This window comes from Arthrobacter sp. CAN_C5 (genome assembly GCF_017875735.1).
Lineage (GTDB): Bacteria > Actinomycetota > Actinomycetes > Actinomycetales > Micrococcaceae > Arthrobacter_D.
Map to the genome: position 1 here is coordinate 1,773,268 of NZ_JAGGMZ010000001.1, position 18,840 is coordinate 1,792,107.

An 18,840-nucleotide genomic window follows, 5' to 3' on the forward strand; every position below is an offset into this window, starting at 1 on the left:
AGTTTCTTAGGCGGCTAGCGCCACGTTGTTGATTGTCTCAAACTCGATCGGGGTTAGTTTACCGAGGGCTTTCTGCCGGCGTCGGCGGTGGTAGGTGCGTTCGATCCAGGTGATGATTGCCAGCCGTAATTCTTGGCGGGTTTCCCACCTTTTCCGGTTCAGCACGTTCTTTTGCAGTAGCGAAAAGAACGATTCTATTGCTGCGTTATCGCCGCACGCGCCGACCCTGCCCATCGAGCCGGTCAGCCCGTTGGCGTGCAGCGCGGAAACGAACTTCCTAGACCTGAATTGGCTGCCCCTGTCGGAGTGGACCACGGTCGCGGAAGGGGCCCTGAGCGCCACGGCGTGGGCCAGCGCCGCGACCGCGAGGGAAGCCTTCATCCGCCCGTCGATGGAGTAGCCCACGATCCGGTTCGAGTGCAGGTCTTTGATGGCGCAGAGGTAGAGCTTGCCCTCACCGGCTTGAATTCTAGGCATCGTCGCAACACCCTGAAATTTAGGGAGCATGTTGTGGTCGGTCGACCTCGTGGAAAGCGGAACCTGCAGTACATGGCGAAGGAGCGGGAGGAGTTCTTTCATCGTTTGGATCGTGGGGGCACGATTCGTGCTGTCGCAGCCGAGCTCGGGCTGAGCGTCGATTCTTGTTACCGGTGGCGCCGCGAGGCGCAGCTGTCCACACTTCGCGTGAAAAACCGGTCGTATACGGCTGCAGACAAGGCTGAGTTCTTCCGACGGCTGAAGATTAGCGGGAACGTGTCGAGGGTGGCGAAGGAACTCGGCTTTGTCCGGGTCACCTGCTACAAATGGGCGCATCAGGCCGGGATCTTCACAGGCACGGATACCCGCGCCCAGCGGGCACGGTTTCTCGATCTCCGAGCTGCCGGGGTAAGTCGGACCGCGGCGGCCAGCGAAGTCCAGGTCGACAAACGGACCGCGGCAGACTGGGACAAGGGCATCACCCAGATCACTGGCGGACGCCGCTACCCGGACGGGCGTGTGGTCCGCTACAACCAAGCGGCGATACTGGCAAATGTGAAGTCACCGCGCACCACCTACACACGAGGGACACCAGTTGATTTGGTGCGCCTCGAGACCGTTGTCAATGCCCGCTACCTCAGCCTGGTTGAACGCGAGCAGATCCACGATCTCCGCAGGAGCGGCCAGTCGATGCGTGCCGTCAGCCGGGTGTTGGGTCGCAGCCCGTCGACGATCAGTCGAGAGTTAGAGCGCAACGCGTCCCCAACGATTGGTTACCTACCTTACGCGGCGCACCGTACCGCTGCAGCACGCCGGCCGCGGCCCAGGTCCCGCAAACTCGACGATGGGGCTTTGCGCGCCTATGTTGAGGTGAAGCTTCGGAAGCGGTGGTCACCGGAACAGATCAGCCACCGGATGGTGAAGGAGTTCCCCGAGGATCGGAGGATGCGGGTGAGTACCGAGACGGTCTATCAAGCGATCTACATTCAGGGTCAGGGCGCACTCAAGCGAGAGATAGCAGCCTCGATGCGCCGCGGGCGGACGAGAAGGAAACCCCGCCGTGATTCCGCCCATCGAACCCGACGTTTCATGGATCCCATGATTTCCATCGCTGAGCGCCCAGCCGAGGCCGACGATCGGGCAGTGCCCGGGCATTGGGAAGGTGATCTCATTACCGGCACCCTGAACCAATCGGCGATCGGAACTCTTGTTGAACGCTCCAGCAGATTCGTCTCGCTCGTGCACCTCGAGCATGACCACACCGCTGAAACCGTGCGCGACGGGCTGGTGAAGACAGTGATCCAACTGCCTGATGCCTTACGTCGATCGCTAACTTGGGACCAGGGCGCCGAGATGTCCGAACACGTCTCGTTTCAAGTCGCGACCGACATGAACGTCTATTTCTGCGATGCCGGAAGCCCCTGGCAGCGCGGCAGCAACGAGAACACCAACGGCTTGTTGCGCCAGTACTTCCCCAAGAGCACGAGTCTCTCGACCCACACAGCGGAAGATCTTCGAGCAGTTGCTGCTGAACTCAACGAGCGCCCACGCAAGTCCCTGGACTGGGACACCCCGGCAGAGCGACTGCATGCTTTACTGGAACTCACATAGCGAGCCGGTGTTGCGACGATGCCTAGAATTCAAGCGGTGGGGTGTTCGGTGATGTCGGTAACCCACCTGGTATCCGCGGCGTCAGCGGTGAAATCCCGTTGCAGCAGGTCATCGTGGACCGGCGGCCCGGCCTTGCGTCCACCGACTCGTTTGCGGTGGATGACCGAGAGGATCCCGTTGGTCGAGCAGAGCCGCCAGATCCGACGTTCACTGGCCGCCAGAACGTTGCCGGCGTTGAGTTCGTCGGTGATGAATCGGTACCCGAACGCGGGGTCATCAGCGTGCACGTCGATTGCGGCGTTGATCAGGTGCACCTCTTCCCAGTCCCGGGTCGAGACGGGGTTGGCCTTCCATTTGTAGAAGGCTTGTTTGGAGAAGTTCAATACCCGGCAGGTCACCGTGACGGGGACACCGTCAGCGGCCAGTTCGCGGACCAGCGGGTAGATCATTTTGGGTTGACGTCCCGGGAAAGGTAAGCGACGGCTCTGCGCATCACTTCGGCTTCTTGTTCCAGGAGTTTGATCCGTTTCCTGGCCTCGCGCAGCTCTACTGATTCTTCCTTCGCTGCTTTGGCTTTGGGGTCGTCTTCTTCGTCGGCTTTCTTCAGCCACCGGTGCAGGGCAGCCGAGGAGACACCGAAGTCCTTAGCGATCGTGGACAGGGGTGCTTCGCCCTTACGGGCGACCGCGACCACGTCGCGGCGGAACTCTTCGGGAAAGGCTTTAGGCATGATGAACATCCTTCCACCCGCGAGGTTAATCCTCACAGGTCAGGAGTCAACCAAACCTTCAGCAGTCCCTTTTGCGAGGCGAGATGTGTGTGTGCTGTCACCGGGTGAGTCTGATAGTCACTTACTTCGGAGCTTGTAGATGAAGCAATCGGATTGCTGGAAGTAGGGCTGGGAAGTAGGGCTGGGCTGGGAGCCGGCAAAGCCGGGCCACCCCATCACGGGTTGGGACTGCTGCAGTATGGCTGATCCCGTTACGAAAGTTGTGGTTGCATCGGTTTGCGGGAAATCAAGGTGGCTTCCAGATAGTCACGAATCCGCTTACTCTTTCCTTGTGTCAGAAGGGCTGCAAGTGCACCCAAAAGTGCGATAGTCCCGTCGTATATAAAAGCGGCTGAGAAGCTGTCCGTCAGGGTAGACACGTTCCCCAGCAAAGCGACGCAGATAATCTATATATCTTTGTATCCATAATCACTATGAACTGTGCTGTTGCGATGAGTTCATGCACAAAGCGCGAGCGAGCTGTACGAGGCTGACGGGGCAGCTAAGTATGAAATCTCAAACTCCGGCGGTTGGGTGCTTTGATGCTGAAGAAAGGTGGCTGAGATAGGCATTGACGGCGCGAACCTCGTCGTCCAAAGTCCTTCGTGACACCGAATCAGGGCCTTTTGTAGTTTTTCACCATACCCCGTAGGTCACTCAAATGCTCAGCTGATTTCGTCAAGGACCTTACTGCTTCGAGCGCTTCGGTCCTCGCGCAGGACTTCATGTGCGTCGAAACAAATCTTTCGTCGGGAACAACTTCTTCTAAGTCATCGACTCTCAGGGCATCCGGCCGCTACATGCGACACCCGTCGTCATCCGGCTGGCCGGGATGTGGCAGAATCCTTTTCGTACTAGGTGTTTTTACATTGCGCTTCCACTGCTGGCGAATGACAGCATGATCGCATGATGATTTCCAGGGCGCAGAAGACGACAGCGGCCGCTCCGAGGGGGCCCGGTAGTCCCCTCGGCTCTGATCCCTTAGGCAAGGGCCACATTGCCTCGCTGGTAGCCGGCGCCTTGATGGCATGGGTCGTCGCCGCGCTCCTGCTGGATGTGGCTCCCTTCATCGCGGCGACGGAGAGCGGCGTGACTGGGGGTTTCCTGCTGGGCTTCGCGGTGGGATGGGCCCTGGTAGCTGTGTTGTCGGTGAGGTTCACGGACCGGCCGCAGAAGTGTGCCTTGGGACCCCTCCCTTCCCGCATGGCAGCACGGCAAAACACCAGCGACGCCCTCCGCTACGAATGATGCATCCGGACATGCTTGCCGATTCACAATCAAAAACCCCCAAAGTCCCCGAAAGGACCACAATGACCGGAAATAGCAAACTCACCACAACCTACCTCCAGACCAGCCGCGACGCCCTCGCCAAAGAACAAGCCACCAGTCTCGCCGCGACCAACGGATGGGCCCACGTTGACCGGGACAAGGTCCACGCCGACTGGGACGCGATCTATCGCGAACTCGCCGAGGGCCTCGAACAGCGCAGCCCCGACGATCAGTCCACCCAGGACCTGATCCACCGGCACTACCAAATCGCCTGCCGGTTCTACACACCAAGCCCGGAAGCCTACATCGGCATGGCTTTGTTCTACCGCGAGAACGAGGACATGAACGCCTTCCACAACGGCTACCACAAGGACATGGTCGAGTTCTTGGTCTACGCCATGGCTGCCTACGCCCAGCACCGGCTCTAGAACAAGCCGTCGCTGGCCGAAGCTCCCCGGAACGAATCGACAATGGGGTACCTTAGCTCGTGGATGTCCGGCCGCATTCGTGGCCTATGGTCGGCAGGATGAGCGAATTCACTATGGCCCTGCCGGATGATCACCGTCTGGTTCTCACCTCAACCATGCTCCCTCGTAGGCTCGGTGCGCTGCTGATCAAAGGGGCCTTTGGGAGGTGAGCATTGTTGGGGCAATGTGAGTCCGACGCGGAATCCTGCGAGTTCGTCGTCTCGGCGGAGTCTGGGTGAAACGAGTGAGGGCTTCTTCGAACTGGTAGTGCTTCAGCTCACCTTTAGCCACCGGAAGCAGTAACGAACAGCTTCTGCAGGGCATCATTGGGCCCGGGTTTTCATCCCCATTCCACGCGGAGGACCTCGAGGAGGTGGACTTGACAGGATCCAGTCGCTTCGGATGTCCCCTGCCCGCATGGGTTGGTGAAGCAGTCGCCCCCGTTACCTTTTTCGTAACCCGTTTCTGTTGCAGGATATGGGTGTGCTGGCCTGCTGGCCCCGGCATGATTGCCGCCCCCAGTCATCCATGATCCGGGGGGGGTGGTTGGGCCCCCGTTAGCAGTCCAGTGGCTATGTGATAGCTAATTGGTTCTCTGCGGTCCAGCGTTCCCAGTGTCTTGACGGTGTCAGTCCGTCGAGGGATCCGTGGGGCCGTTCATTATTGTAGATCTCTTTCCATTCGTCGGCCAAGTATTTCGCCTCGGCCATCGTGTCCATGATTTCTCCGGCGAGTTGTTCCCTCCTGAATTGGGCGTTGAATGATTCGGCGAATCCGTTCTGCCAGGGCGATCCCGGGTCGATGAACGCGGTATCGACTCCGGCGGTGGCACACCAGTCGATCAGCGCGGCGGCGGTGAACTCCGGACCATTGTCCGAGCGCACATAGGTCGGCACGATGCCGGTTTCGGCGATGATGTCCTCCAGTGCCGCGACCACATCGGTCGCAGTGAAGGACCGTCTCGGGATGATGGCCAGGGCGGTGCGGGTGTATTCATCGATGACGTTGAAGAACCGGATATGCCGACCGCAGGAAGTCACGTCGGATTGGAAGTCGAAGCTGACCACGTGCATCGGGTACTCGGCCCGCAGGCGCTTGTGCTCGCCGGAGCCGGGACCGGTGCGGCGCTTCTTGCGCGCCTTGGGCTTGCACGTGAGTCCTTCGGCCCGCCAGAGCCGGCGGACGCGCTTCTTGTTCAGCGCCACGCCGTCCCACTGCGGTTGCTCGAGCAGGTGCCAGCGCGCCTTGCGCCACCCCCACGCCGGATACTTGCCGGCAACGGCGCGCAGATCAGAGCGCAACTGTGCCTCTTCAAAGCTGACCACGGGTCGGCCTTTGCGCAGCGCTGACCGGTTCTGCCCCAACACCTTGCAGGCGAACCTCTCGGACGCCCCGAACTTCTCCTGCGCCATACGAACGGCGCGGTGACGTGGTTCGGGGCTCAGAATTTTCCCCGCGCCACCTCATTCAAAATGTCATTGGCCAGGACCTGATCGGCTAACAGCTTCTTCAGTCGCGCGTTCTCCTTCTCGAGGTCCTTGACGGCCTTGGCCTGGGTGGCGTTCTTCTCGGACCCGTACTGCTGCAGCCACCGATACCAGGTCGCCTCGGTCACCTGTAACTCTTTGATGACCTCGATCATCGGTCGTCCGTCGTTGAGCATCTTCTGGCCCTGACGCACTTTCGCGATGACCTGATCCGGGGTATGTCTACGTGCCATAATCTGTGAATTTCCTCCTGCATCCATTATCGGATGCGAAACTCACACAGTCACCGGACTCCTACCCGGGGACCCAACCAGGGGTGTTGTCACCGGGGTTGGTAGGTGCCAGAGAGACCGCTGATAGAGGCAGGACAGTTCGAAGGTCGTGCGTAACGTGGATGCCGGGCTCTGACACCATGGGACAGTCCAGCACTGAACTATGAGGTGCTGCGACTAGGAGGAACAGGGGAAAAGGCAATCACGAAAGCATTGACGCGTTCATCGGCCTGGACGTCGGCAAAGGCGAACACCACGCAGTAGCTTTGGACCGGTCAGGGAAGAAACTCTTCGATAAAGCCTTACCCAATGACGAGGCCCGGCTGCGCGAAATCCTCCACGCGCTGAAACGACACGGCAGCCTGTTGTTAGTGGTTGATCAGCCGGCCACGATCGGGGCTCGCCGTCGGGTGGCCCAGGCCGCTGACGTCACTGTCGGCTACCTACCCGGATTGGGGATGCGCCGGATCGCTGACCTGCACCCGGGCGAAGCGAAAACCGACGCCCGCGACGCGTTCATCATCGTCGAAGCCGCCCGATCTATGCCCCACACGCTGCGATCAATCCAGATCGCTGACGAACAGCTCGCCGAGCTGACGATGCTTTGCGGCTTCGACGACGACCTGGCTAAAGCCACCGCCACGTCGAACCGGATCCGAGGATTGCTGACCCAGATCCATCCGGCCCTGGAACGAGTCCTTGGCCCACGCCTGGACCACCCCGCCGTGTTGGACCTGCTGCGTACCTGGCCTACCCCCGAAGCGTTACGCCACGCCGGTCGACGCCGGATCGGGAACCGGCTAACAAAGCAGGCGCCCCGCATGGGTGAACGCCTCGCCGCGGACATCATCGCCGCCCTCGATCAGCAAACAGTCACCGTCGTAGGAACGAACGCGGCAACCATCGTGCCACCCAGCTGGCCAGGATGCTCGCCGACATCAGAGAATCCCGGGACACGGTCTTCGCCCAGGTCGAAGCACTCGTGGAGGCCCACCCTCTTCACCCGGTCCTGACATCGCTCCCGGCGGTCGGTGTCAGGACCGCAGCGCGAATTCTGACCGAGATCGTCGGGAAAGACTTCGCCTCCGCCGGACATCTGGCTTCCTACGCCGGACTGGCCCCAGTGACCTGGCGGTCCGGAACATCCATCCGCGGGGACCACCCGTCACGGAAGGGAAACAAGGTCCTCAAACGAGCCCTGTTTCTCTCCGCTTTTGCGGCACTCAAGGACCCGCCATCCAGGGCCTACTACGACCGAAAACGGGCCGAAGGTAAAAGACATAACCAAGCCCTCATTGCACTCGCCCGCCGCCGCTGCGACACCCTCTTCGCCATGCTCAGAGACGGAACCTTCTACGAACCACGACCGGCCACAGCCGCTTGGCGAAAACCATAGAGGCACCCCCCGCGTCGGAGCGCCAGGGCTCGTCCAGGGATCCTGAGTTCGGTCAACTCCTCACGGATTGGCCCATCGTTCAAAACCACGACCGTATGCCCGGCAATGACCTCCAGCTGGCCTAGGGTCTGGCACCGCCTGGTGTACCTCGGCCCCTTCAGCCGCCAAGGTACACCAGCAGCCCGGGGCAGGGGGCGCCGCCGGGGGATTCAGCTCGTCGATTCCGACGTTGGAGTGAATTCTGTCAGGAGGCGGAACCCCAGGCGGTCGACGGACCTGTGAACCGCCGAGAGCACTACAACGCCGGTGCCGGCCTCCCGGTCGAGTCCGATCCAGCTGCTGAAGCCCCCACTGGCGCCATTGTGCCAGGTAATCGGGCGGCCCCGGTGCTCGAGTGTGATCCACCCGGCGCCGATACCGACCCGTGGGGTGAACTCGGCGACGGGATCGAGCGCGGAGAGACCCCGGGCTGTGCCGTCGAGAACCGAACGAAGGAAGCCACGCATGGTGCTGATGTCCGCGCGTACGCCTCCCGCGGGCGCGACGGCTTCCCCGACCCACGCCGCCATGGGGCGCCCGAAGCGACCGTATCCTGTCAGGTCCGCCTCGCCGAGGTCCTCCGCGTGGAAGGGGGTTGAAAAGCCGGGTCCAAGGACGTCCCGCAGGAGTTGTCCGTAACTGCTCCCGGCGGCTTTGGCGACGGCGTGTCCGAGTAATTGGAAACCAAGGTTCGAATACTTGGGCCGGGGGGCACCAAGGCGCAGGCCATGTGTCTGGTCCAGTAGCTCGACCAGCGAATCACCGTAAGGGTTCTCACCCCGGAGCAGGAATCTCAGGTTCCGACGAAGCGGTTGCATTCTCCGGGGCAGACCGGGCAGGCCGGAGCGGTGAATGGCCAGGGAACCCAGGCTCACGGAACCAACCTGCCCGTGATCTTCAAGGGGGAGTAGTTCGCGAAGGACTGTCGTCGGCGAGACGAGGCCGCGCTCCGTCGCGTCTCGATACGCCATGCCGGTAAGCGCCTTTGAGATCGACGCAATTTCGAAGAAAGAACCACGGCTTGCACCGATCGTCGCGGTCCTCTCCCGCTCTGGAGATATGACCGCCACAGCTGCCGCATGTGGTCGGAACGCGCGCTCCACGGAGCGCACAAGGTCGGCGTCCCCTGTCCAGTCAGTCTTCACAACAAATTTCCCCTCTCGGTGCGCAGTGCACGTGCGTTCAATACCGTAATCCGCCCGGCCTTCAGTCGGTGTCAACTACGGTTGACGGTCTCGCCGAGTCAACCATAGTTGACGTCGACCGGAGGGTCAACTTTGGTTGACCCTCCGGTCGGGGAAATCTGCATGGGTTTCCTAGTACACGCCGTGGAACGGCGGCGAGGGGAATGCCGTCCCAATTCCGGCTCTGCTGTGGAGACTGTCTCGAGGTTCGGGGTGGAGCGCTTGGGCGGCCGTGGCGGCTTCGAGGTCATGAACTCAGATTTTTAGTGCAGCAGAGGCCGGCCCGTGCCCGTGCATCTTCGGTCAGGGGCCTTGGGTCGAATTGACCGGTGAGACGGTTCGTGATGGTGCCTGGAGGCACGCACCCGGGCAGCTCCGCGCTTCGAGTGGGACCACGGTCGACGTTTACTGTTTGCCGTACTTCTTATGGACGGCCTGCTTGGTCACGCCCAGACTCTGGGCAATAGCTTCCCATGACAGGCCCGCCTGCCGAGCATTGCGGACGAGACCAGCTTCACTGCGCGCCACTTCCCGATGAAGCTCGGCAATGATCTGCAAAGCTTCGGCCGGCCCCTTGCTATCCATCGATGCAACAAGTGTTTTCATCATCTCCACCTCCATTCGTCAATACTAGTTGACGAATGGAGGTGGCACTCCATCCTGCACCCGAAGTTGCACTGCGCTTGTGTTTCTCTCAGCTGAATCAAGGGCGGCCGCGATAGTCTCATCACGACCCCGCCCCCCGCAGTGATCCACCAGTATCGGCGCCGAATGTACGACGCTCGAGCACCGGGGGTCGGGCGATCACCCGGCACAACGGCGCCACAGGGGCACAACGACGCTCATCTGAGCCTTTACAGCATCTTTCGGCGTTCGGAGGTGGATCGAGGTGAGGTTTTGGGGCTGACTGTGCGGTGGGTTCGATCAGAGGATGCGCCGCTGGCAGCTACGTCCTGTTCTCAGTATTGGGGCGTCTTGGCGCTGCTCGTTTGCTCCCGTGTCGCCCGTGTTGCCAGGAACGCCAGTGGCAGCACAAAGATAATGACGACTATAGTGAGCTGGGGATTTCTCGCTGCTTTCGCTGCCCGTCTCGGCTCCAACCGTGCCAACGACTCACTAATTCCAGCAACCACCCGCTGGTTCAACATTGGCTTCACCTCCTAGGTCTGCCATGACGTCCCTCTCTAATCACCGAACATGGGGCCGGGTTCCTGTCAGTCGCCCCTCGCCCTCGAGCGACCAGTCCGCAACTCGGGTGCTCTTTGCAACGATCCACGGGACAAGCGAAAGCGGTCGCGGACCGACGTCATCCCATTTCTGCGAAGGCTCGAACTGGGAAAGTGCCGAAATCGATGATTTTCGGTGGGACCGCTGTGAAGCGAGAGCCCCTCTCCGGCAGATTGGCGAGGTTGGTGAGGTGTTCGACAATATGGATCCCAGCGCCCAGCAGAATGCTGTGGGCTGGCCGGTCACCCCCGGAATCCTTGTCATCAATGTTGAGGGAGTCGATGCCGACCAAAGTTACGCCCGCATCGGCCAGGAAACCTGCACCCTCCTCGGACAAAAAGGGAGCGCCGGTCGCGTATGCAGCAGTGCCGAAGTGTCGATCCCAGCCGGTATGGAGGAGAACTGCCTTCCCCTTCAGGTCCCGTTTCCGGAAGGCTCCGGCGTGTATACCACGTCCAGAGCCCAGGGGTACGTGGACCACCTCGGCGTCTAGGCCGACAAGTGTTCTGAGTTCCAGTCCTGCGAGGTCGGCCCCGCCTGAGAAGCAGTGAAACGGGCTGTCGATGTAGGTGCCCGTGTTGCCGATCATTGTGATCGTGTCGAGCGTGAACTCCGAGCCGGGGGAGAACCGGGTCGGTGATTGCTCACGTGATAGATACGACGCGATCGTGGGCGCTGGTAATCCCGGATAGGTTACCGCCCCTGCGGCGATCGTATGGCTCAGGTCAACCACCCGGCGGGCGGGACGCTCAAAGGACGGTGCACTTGAGCTGGGTGTTGGCATCAGTTCTTACCTTTCAAAGCGGTGAATAGCTGCAAAAGCATAGAGGCCGTTCTCGTGCATGGAACGGGAAAGACTCGTCGCTACCGACCCTCGAGCGCGTCACTGGTACGACAATGAGCTCCGCACCACCGTGACCACCGCTGCAGTGGTGAACGCCCGATGAACTCGGGGGACTGGGCGTCGGGCTAGGCTGCCGACGGCCATGCAGGATCAACCGCTGGACGGCCCCCGCCGTCTTCTGCCTGCCAAAAACCATCATGAAAACATGCTGTCACTCGTTGAAGTCGAGAGTGCATGGCAGAAATGTCCGGTAACGAAAGGATTCTGCTCACTTGATGTGGGGCCAGTACAGTGGCCCTATGCACCGAGTCGTAGCTTTGGCACTGCCTGATGTGGTTGCTTTTGACCTCGCCATTCCAGCGCAGGTTTTCGGTCACGTGGACGAACGGAGTCGCTATTCTTTCCGAGTCTGCGCAGCGCAGCCGGGTCTGGTGCCTACGACTTCTGGATACTCCATCCAGGCCGCTGATGGGCTGGATGCCCTTCTGTCCGCGGACACCATCGTGGTACCAGGCTATGAACCACTCAATGATCCTCCGGCCGAAGTCTGCCAAGCGCTCCGTCAAGCCGCGGCCAATGGAGCCCGCGTTGTGTCGGTGTGTACGGGCGCTTTTGCTCTTGCAGCATCAGGCCTTCTGGACGGTAAACGAGCAACCACCCACTGGAGAAACGCCGCCCGCCTTCAAACCCTGTACCCGGAGATTACCGTCGATGCGGACGTTCTGTACGTAGACCAAGGGAACGTCAGCACCAGCGCCGGCGTCGCAGCAGGCATCGATCTATGCCTTCATTTGGTTCGTAAGGATTTCGGGACCGAAGCGGCGAATAGTATTGCGCGGCGGATGGTCGTGGCCCCGCATCGCGAAGGAGGTCAGGTCCAATTCATGGAAAGACCAGTAGCCGCTCCCCTAACTCTCTTCTCCGACACGTGCGAGTGGGCTAGGCAGAACCTGACTCAACCGCTCACAGTAGACGAAATGGCTGACCATGCAGGTTGGGCATCCAGAAGCTTCACCCGCAAATTCACCGCCGAAGCAGGAACGACGCCCCTGAAATGGTTGAACGATCAACGCATAGCTGAAGCCTGTCGGCTCCTAGAGACCACCGATCTAACAGTGAGTGCTATTGCATCCAAGACAGGTCTGGGAACGACCGCGAATTTTCGCCTTCACTTTACCCGAAAACTCAATACGACGCCCTCGAGCTACCGCCGCCTCTATCAAGGTAGGAACCGGCAAGCTGCACCGGCGTAAACCTTACCTATTTGGCAGTGGCCTGAGCCGGGTGACCACAGGTTCCTTATCGGTTGGTCCGTCTTCGCTGCACTCCAGTACCTGCAAGGGCCGCTCTACAGCCCGGTCGCTGTAAAGGGTGCTTGCTCGCTGAGAATACCAACCAATTGCTGCGCCTCGAACATCAAGGCAGTGGAACTCCCAAGAACCATAATGGCTCCCGGAGGTTCCCTAAGTCAGCGGATTCCGACCTCTATGAGCCCCCGTTCGGGTTCAGTCGCTTTTCGGTCCCAGCTCTTTGGACGAGCCAGGTTGCTGCCTTCGACGTCGAGGTCTGGAAGGATGCGTGACAGCCAGTCCGCACACCATCAGGCAGCGCGGCCGAAGAGATGCATGAATGCAGGGAGGAGAGTCATGCTGACAATGAAAGCTTCGACAAATACCGACCGCAAGGGCGAACCCGTTGGCAGAGATGTTCGGGACCTCAGAGAAAACGAATCCACCAAAAACGGCCATCATGATGATTGCAGCGCCGATAACGACCCGTGCTCCATGGCTGTAGCCATCCGGACTAGCGCGGCGCGCGTCGCCGCTCTGAATATAGGATTCACGCATGCCGGACACCACGAACATCTGGTAATCAATGGCCAGGCCAAACAGGACGCCGTCCACCGGGATGACCTACTCGATGGCAGAGGTCCCGTCGTCGCTAATACCTGCTGGATTCACAGCCGAGACGTACTCAGCCTCGGCGAACTCTTGAGCCAGGGCGGCCACAGCTGTCTCCGCGTTGATCCCCTCCGGCACCGCGGCCGCCACTGAAGACGGGCCGTTCGCACCCGCCCCAAAGCCGTCAGAGATGAGCTTGTAGTCCCCTTCCATACATTGCTGTCGGCATGAGACAAATTGACTAACGGACATGTCTCGTGCCCACATATCTGACATATCCGATTCGCATCATCAAAATGTATCACTAACCGGGTTGGGCGTTACATTGTCGAGTACACGGAAAGCGTTACAAAATAAGGCGCTTGATTCCGCGGTTTCCAACACCGGGTTGGAAGTGTCTCGCTAACGATCGTTTGCGGCCGTCAACAGGCTCGTCCCTTCTGCCGTTTCATTCATCCCAGTCACCATCCGAAACGCAATACGGTATCTTGATCAAAGGACGGCCTCGGTTACCGTTTTTCGCTGTTTACGACACTTTCCGTCTGACCGCACGGCGAGCTACCACCAAAGGGCACTCGTTATGAACAGACACGACGGCGCACACTTCAACACCGCCGACTACGCAGATCCGATCCCCATACACCACACAAGGCTATGGATCAGCTGATTTTGAACGCGTCCGAACGTAGATCCGCCGGAGTGAACTTTCAGGCAGATCACAAACCACTAGCCGAGCTTCTTCACCGTGCGGGCGAAGGAGACCGGGATGCTTTCACCACGTTCTACCAACTCACATCTCACCGGGTCTATGGTCTTGCGCGCCGGGTCACCGTCGACGCTGAGATAGCCCACGACGCCACCCAGGAAATCTTCCTCATCGTCTGGCAGGACGCCCACAAATACAACCCCACAATCGGTAATCCCATGGCCTGGCTGATGACCATCACCCACCGCCGAGCCGTTGATAAAGTCCGCTCAGAACAAGCCAGAACCGACCGGGACGCGCTCTGGGGTGTCGCGAACCACAGCCCGGACTACGACGTCGTAGCCGAAACCGTTACCACCAGAATAGAAGCCCAATCCGTCACCGCCTGCCTGGGAAGCCTCTCTGCCGCCCAACGAGAAGCAATCAGCCTCGCCTACTACAACGGCCTGACCTACCGTGAAGTCGCCGAACGTCTGTCCATCCCGCTACCGACCATCAAAACCAGAATCCGAGACGGACTCAAACACCTGAGAACCTGCCTAGACGAGGGCCCAACCAAGTGACCCCTCTCCTTCAAAACCAGACAGCAAACATCGAGCAGACCCCCTCGATGGAAGAACCGGCACGACGGCTCGCCGATCTTCAGTCAGCCCGCGCCCACCTGGCACGCACCGTGCTTAGCTTCTTGGCAGGATGTGTAAACACCGATTCGATCTGCGACCCCAGCGCGCACATCACACCAAACACACAACGACTACTCAGCGCAGCAATACGTGACTTAGTGGCCATAGACGATCAACTAGATGAAGCCCGCAATCCGCTCACCACGCCCTTTCCCGAACGCGTGCAGTAGAAAGTAGAACCGATGGACCACAACAGTAGGATCACGCCAGAAGAGCTATTTCCGGCGGACCTAACCATCCTGGATGACACCGAGGTGGAAGTGCTCAACAGCAAGGTTCGCCGTGAACTGGACGCTGAATACCTCGATTCAAATCCTGAACCTGAAACTGAAGGACGCCTAGAAGAACTCACTACCGAGCTCAACCGACGAGACCTGGTCACAGCACAACCACCCCACGAAACGGGCGACCCGCTGTAACCCACTACTCCCGATCGATAACCATCGTTCGCAAGACCGTTTGAGACCCCTCACAGCCCAAGGAATACAAGGGCTCGCCGTGTAACGGTTGCCGCGGCGTACGCACCATCGCAAGGGGTACCTCCCTTCGCGACACACCAAATTGGCGAAGGACTTCTTGGCTACAAACCGGCCCGGTCGCCCCGGCCGACGGCTGATTTCTGGTGAATATTCGCGCTAACGTCGCATATTTCACTTTTTCACAAGCCACCCCTAGCCTCGATCTTTCATGAGGCGGTCTCGTCGGTGTGATCGGGGCTTACTGGCTGCCTGATGGTGTTGATTCTGGCATGTGGGTACGACATTGTTGCCGCTGACCGGTGGCGGTGGTCGGTGATGGTTCCACGTCCATCACGTCGAGACTGCTTTTCCTGCTCGGGGTCGGTCGGCGATGGTGGCTTTTACGGCGGGTCCAGGGCTCTGATGCGGGTGAGGGCTTTGATGAGCAGCGGCGTGTCAGGGGCTCTGGCGGCGAGATGCACGGTCAGGCGTCGGGCGTGCCAGCTGGTCGTCCCGGCGATCTCGAAGATCCTCGCCCGGAGCCTTTTTGGCTCCCAGCGTCTGGCTTTCGTGCCGTGGAGGCCGAGCATCTGTGCCCAGGCCATGATTTCGGCGGCGAGCATGACCAGATGACACCAGAGCGTGTTTCCCGCGAAGGAGTGCAGGGGCAGGTTCGCCAGGCCGGTGTCTTTGGCGTTACGGATCCTGTCCTCGCACCGGGCCCGTAACCGGTGGCGGACCTCGAGGTCCGCGAGCTGGCCATGGTCCTGGTTCGTGGCCAGGGCCGTGTAGCGCATCCCGTCGACATCAGTGATCCTTAATTGCGCGCCGACATGGGGTACTTCCTTGCGGACGATGACCCGCATCCCGGCCGGCCAGGAAGATAGATCCAGCATCCCGGTAATATCGGCGACCCATGCCCCGTCGCGTTCGATCCCGTCACTGTTATAGGCGCGGGTCCACGCGGTCTTCGGGACCTGGGGCAGGACCGCTTCGACGGCCCCGTGGAGCGGGAACCCCACCGAATAGGCGAGGTTCCGGCGTGGGTGGGTGAGCCAGTCAAGGTATTCGTGGGTGCCGCCGGCGGAATCGGTGCGGATCATCACCTTCCGGCCTGACCGGAATCCTGCCGGCAACTGCTTCAGGGCGTCCCTGGTGACCTGGATGTGATCGGAGGCGGTGTTGGATCCGGCGTTCCCCGGGCGGAGTAGTACCGCCAACGGTTCCCCGCTGCCCTCGGCCCCGTGATCCACGAACGCAGCCAGCGGGTGGAAGCCGAAGCCTTTCTTCCAGGTCGGGCGGGCGTCCTCCTTCTCCGAATGCGAGCTCAGCAGCGTCGCGTCCAGATCCACTACCAACGGCGCGTCCCTGCTCACCCCGTGCAACGGTGACTGGTCACCGGCTAAACCCCACACCTGCGCCCTGGCTGCGGAACGGGTCGTGTTGATCGCCGCCAACGCCTTCTTCGGGGCCGTGGTGGATAAGGTCGTTACCAGCCGGCTTACCGTCGGGTCGGAGGCGACGCGGCCGTAAACCTGTGGTTGGGCGCGGAGCCTGTCCACATCGGATAAGCAGTCGCCGCCGGTGGCCAGGGACAAACCAGGTCGGTGAGGATCTTCCCCGGATCGTGCACCGCGAAAGGCTTACGCCACAGCGATAAGGCCTCCGACAAGCCCGACCCGATCCCGGACACCCGGACCGTATCCGTCAGGATCAACCCGCCGGCCTGGGACACCACCCCGGACCCTACCGAATCAACACGGACGGACGGGTAGAAACCGGTAAAGTTACTCACCAGAAAGGTGCTCCTTTTGACGCGGTACAAATGATGCCTAGACAACACCATTTTCCCACGTCAGGAGCACCTTTCGCCGTTCAACGCACCGCTCTGAGACCACCTTCATGAAAGCCCGAGGCTAGTATGGCGGCATGGGGACCCTCTTGGATGAGCAGCAGCGGCAGATCGTTCCGATCATAGTGATTGGGATCCTGACGACCGTGGCGTATGCGTTGATCGGCGCGTTCCAGATCTTGGTTTGGAACCCGATGGCAGCCGTTCCAGGAATGAGCCTCCAAGAGATCAAATCTGCTATGTCCTCTGCGAATGAACCGCTAGTGGAAGCACCGGTCTATGTGTGGGCACTAGCCGGTCCCATCATCGCCCTTGCCGTCGGTGCCTTCTCCATCGTGAGATTCCCCGACTTGCCATGGACGATTACCCGCCTCTTCCTCATCCTCATCGTCCTCGGGACGCCTACCTACTTCTTTGCCTCCTTCAACCCCGGGATGAGCATCGCCGATGCCTTCGCCACCTCAGGTGGAGACCACGCCCCATGGAGCAGGATTCTCTATGCCATGAGCCTCCTCTCATTGGTCGTCCTCCTGGTGACTCTCACAAGAAAGGATCAGATCCATAGGGAAGTCGACTGAATCTCACCTCGGCGCGTCGATCAGGTGCGGTAGCCCTACGTGTCAGGGTGAGTTGAGGCCAGTGGCTCATAGCAAGTCCGTCTAATTCGTAGGGCGAGAATCAGGATCAGAACCAATGTCTATCTCCACAATTTCCCGGGTGCGGGAAGATGGGTCCATGAGTAATTCTGGCCCTCGTGCCGGCGGTCCAAGGCCTCGAAGGTCGTTTACCCCGGCGCAGAAACTAGCCCATCTGGCCGCTTACCAACAGGCCTGTGACGATGGCTCCGGAGGCGGGGCGTACCTTCGTCGTGAGGGCATCTATTCCTCCCAGATCACTGAGTGGCGCAAACTCCGTGATGCAGGTGTGCTCGAGGGTAGGAAGCCCGGGGAGAAGATCGGCAAGCTTACCGCTGAGCAGGCCGAAATCGCCCGTCTACGCCGGCAACTGGAGGTGAATGAACGCACGCTGGCACGGACTCGGGCAGCGTTGGACATCATGGGAAAAGCACGGCAGCTTTTGGAGGAAATCTCCGAAAGCGAGGAGCAGCAGCAGTGGTACAGGAAACCCTGATGGGGGTTTATGCCGAACTCACAGGTGCGCATATCCCCACGCGGGAAGCGGCGGTCTTGGCCGGGATACCGCGGGCGACCGCAACCCGCAGCCCGCGGATCCCGCAGGCCGGGCCGATGCCCGTGTCTGTCCCGGCAAACAAGCTCGACCCGGACGAACGCGCCGGTATCCTCGCTGCCGTGAACTCTGCCCGCTTCGTGGATCTAGCCCCGGTCCAGATCTACGCGCAGCTGCTGGACGAGGGGACCTACCTGTGCTCAATCTCAACGATCTACCGGATATTGACTGAGAATAAGCAGGTCAAAGAGCGCCGCCGGCAGGCACGCCATCCGCCCAGGACCGTTCCGGAATTGACAGCGGCTGGCCCCGGGCAGGTCTACAGCTGGGACATTACCAAGCTTGCCGGCCCGGTCAGGGGTAAGTACTTCGATGCCTACGTGATGCTCGATATTTACTCCCGCTACATCGTGGGCGCATACGTCCATGCCCACGAATCCGGGGAGTTGGCGGTGGAGATGATGAAGGAAATCTTCGGTATCCACGGCATCCCGGAAATCGTGCACGCGGACCGCGGGACTTCTATGACGTCCAAGACCGTAGCTGTACTGCTCTCCGATCTGGAAGTCACCAGGTCACACTCCAGGCCCCGCGTATCCAATGACAACCCCTACAGCGAGGCGTGGTTCAAGACCTTGAAATTCGCTCCCGTGTTCCCTGAACGATTCGGCTCCCTGGCCGATGCGAGGGCCTTCATGGCGACTTTTGTCGAAGGATACAACCACAGCCACCGCCATACCGGAATCGGACTAAACACCCCGGCAGACGTCCACTACGGTCTTGCCGCGACGAAGGCCACCGAACGCTCCATCACTTTGGCCGCCGCACGGCAGAAGAATCCCGAACGATTCAGCACCGAAACGGACCCAAAAATACTCACCGTCCCCGGCGCGGCATGGATCAACAAACCATCCCAGGAAACCCAGACAGAAGCAGCCGCCTAACTCCCACTGGCCCCATTCACCTTGACAACTTCCGTAGCGCGGTCGTGGATCTCCCACAGCGACACT

The 18,840-nt window shown here is 60.4% G+C and carries 15 protein-coding genes and 4 pseudogenes; 10 read left to right on the forward strand and 9 right to left on the reverse strand.

Annotated elements, in window-relative coordinates; genetic code table 11:
- Positions 1–6: 6 nt before the first annotated feature.
- Positions 7–486, reverse strand: a pseudogene (locus H4V95_RS18935) (IS3 family transposase); the annotation flags it as partial.
- Positions 487–1,077: 591 nt separating this feature from the next.
- Here H4V95_RS18935 and H4V95_RS08380 point away from each other — a divergent pair.
- Positions 1,078–2,088 carry an IS30 family transposase gene (locus tag H4V95_RS08380; RefSeq protein ID WP_245346027.1) on the forward strand — a complete coding sequence of 337 codons (1,011 nt, stop codon included), beginning with the start codon at positions 1,078–1,080 and terminating at the stop codon, positions 2,086–2,088.
- A 35-nt stretch (positions 2,089–2,123) separates the two neighbouring features.
- Here H4V95_RS08380 and H4V95_RS18320 read toward each other — a convergent pair.
- Positions 2,124–2,818: pseudogene (locus H4V95_RS18320) on the reverse strand (transposase); the annotation flags it as partial.
- Positions 2,819–3,763: 945 nt separating this feature from the next.
- Here H4V95_RS18320 and H4V95_RS08395 point away from each other — a divergent pair.
- A complete protein-coding gene (locus H4V95_RS08395; protein ID WP_209729847.1) occupies positions 3,764–4,105 on the forward strand; it encodes a hypothetical protein in 342 nt (113 codons plus the stop codon).
- A gap of 62 nt (positions 4,106–4,167) precedes the next feature.
- Positions 4,168–4,554, forward strand: coding sequence for a TipAS antibiotic-recognition domain-containing protein (locus H4V95_RS08400; RefSeq protein WP_209729849.1), 387 nt, complete (start codon positions 4,168–4,170; stop codon positions 4,552–4,554).
- Positions 4,555–5,165: 611 nt separating this feature from the next.
- Here the strand turns inward: H4V95_RS08400 and H4V95_RS08405 are convergent.
- Positions 5,166–6,313, reverse strand: a protein-coding gene (locus H4V95_RS08405; RefSeq protein WP_209729851.1) for an IS3 family transposase whose coding sequence is annotated in 2 segments (ribosomal slippage) — positions 5,166–6,049 and positions 6,049–6,313 — 1,149 coding nt in all. Because the reading frame shifts where the segments join, the coding sequence is not laid out codon by codon here.
- Positions 6,314–6,474: 161 nt separating this feature from the next.
- Here H4V95_RS08405 and H4V95_RS08410 point away from each other — a divergent pair.
- Positions 6,475–7,748 (forward strand): annotated as a pseudogene (locus H4V95_RS08410) (IS110 family transposase).
- Between the two features lie 209 nt (positions 7,749–7,957).
- Here the strand turns inward: H4V95_RS08410 and H4V95_RS08415 are convergent.
- On the reverse strand, positions 7,958–8,932 hold the full coding sequence (locus H4V95_RS08415) for a serine hydrolase domain-containing protein (RefSeq protein ID WP_312883981.1): 975 nt from the start codon (positions 8,930–8,932) through the stop codon (positions 7,958–7,960).
- 444 nt (positions 8,933–9,376) lie between these two features.
- On the reverse strand, positions 9,377–9,592 hold the full coding sequence (locus H4V95_RS08420; RefSeq protein WP_209729853.1) for an AsnC family protein: 216 nt from the start codon (positions 9,590–9,592) through the stop codon (positions 9,377–9,379).
- Positions 9,593–10,012: 420 nt separating this feature from the next.
- On the opposite strand from H4V95_RS08420, the gene H4V95_RS18635 reads away from it, so the two are divergent.
- Positions 10,013–10,135, forward strand: a complete 123-nt coding sequence (locus tag H4V95_RS18635) for a hypothetical protein (RefSeq protein ID WP_281064524.1) — start codon at positions 10,013–10,015, stop codon at positions 10,133–10,135.
- A 142-nt stretch (positions 10,136–10,277) separates the two neighbouring features.
- Here the strand turns inward: H4V95_RS18635 and H4V95_RS08425 are convergent, their stop codons facing one another.
- A complete protein-coding gene (locus H4V95_RS08425; protein ID WP_209729855.1) occupies positions 10,278–10,982 on the reverse strand; it encodes a cyclase family protein in 705 nt (234 codons plus the stop codon).
- 359 nt (positions 10,983–11,341) lie between these two features.
- On the opposite strand from H4V95_RS08425, the gene H4V95_RS08430 reads away from it, so the two are divergent.
- Positions 11,342–12,295 carry a GlxA family transcriptional regulator gene (locus H4V95_RS08430; protein WP_209729857.1) on the forward strand — a complete coding sequence of 318 codons (954 nt, stop codon included), beginning with the start codon at positions 11,342–11,344 and terminating at the stop codon, positions 12,293–12,295.
- A 252-nt stretch (positions 12,296–12,547) separates the two neighbouring features.
- On the opposite strand, the gene H4V95_RS08435 is transcribed toward H4V95_RS08430, so the two are convergent.
- Positions 12,548–12,946 carry an MMPL family transporter gene (locus H4V95_RS08435; protein WP_209729859.1) on the reverse strand — a complete coding sequence of 133 codons (399 nt, stop codon included), beginning with the start codon at positions 12,944–12,946 and terminating at the stop codon, positions 12,548–12,550.
- 9 nt (positions 12,947–12,955) lie between these two features.
- Positions 12,956–13,156: a hypothetical protein gene (locus tag H4V95_RS08440; protein WP_209729861.1), complete on the reverse strand. Its 201-nt coding sequence runs from the start codon at positions 13,154–13,156 to the stop codon at positions 12,956–12,958.
- Positions 13,157–13,597: 441 nt separating this feature from the next.
- Between H4V95_RS08440 and sigK the strand changes: the two genes are divergently transcribed.
- Both sigK and H4V95_RS08450 read left to right on the forward strand, forming a co-directional pair.
- Positions 13,598–14,212, forward strand: coding sequence for an ECF RNA polymerase sigma factor SigK (sigK, locus tag H4V95_RS08445; protein WP_209729863.1), 615 nt, complete (start codon positions 13,598–13,600; stop codon positions 14,210–14,212).
- A gap of 302 nt (positions 14,213–14,514) precedes the next feature.
- Positions 14,515–14,751: a hypothetical protein gene (locus H4V95_RS08450; RefSeq protein ID WP_209729865.1), complete on the forward strand. Its 237-nt coding sequence runs from the start codon at positions 14,515–14,517 to the stop codon at positions 14,749–14,751.
- Between the two features lie 440 nt (positions 14,752–15,191).
- On the opposite strand, the pseudogene H4V95_RS08455 reads toward H4V95_RS08450, so the two are convergent.
- Positions 15,192–16,585, reverse strand: a pseudogene (locus tag H4V95_RS08455) (IS1380 family transposase).
- Positions 16,586–16,719: 134 nt separating this feature from the next.
- Between H4V95_RS08455 and H4V95_RS08460 the strand changes: the two are divergent.
- Together H4V95_RS08460 and H4V95_RS08465 are read left to right on the forward strand one after the other, a co-directional pair.
- Positions 16,720–17,220, forward strand: a complete 501-nt coding sequence (locus H4V95_RS08460; RefSeq protein ID WP_209729867.1) for a hypothetical protein — start codon at positions 16,720–16,722, stop codon at positions 17,218–17,220.
- 157 nt (positions 17,221–17,377) lie between these two features.
- Positions 17,378–18,774, forward strand: a protein-coding gene (locus H4V95_RS08465; RefSeq protein WP_209728238.1) for an IS3 family transposase whose coding sequence is annotated in 2 segments (ribosomal slippage) — positions 17,378–17,729 and positions 17,729–18,774 — 1,398 coding nt in all. Because the reading frame shifts where the segments join, the coding sequence is not laid out codon by codon here.
- Positions 18,775–18,840 lie beyond the last annotated feature (66 nt).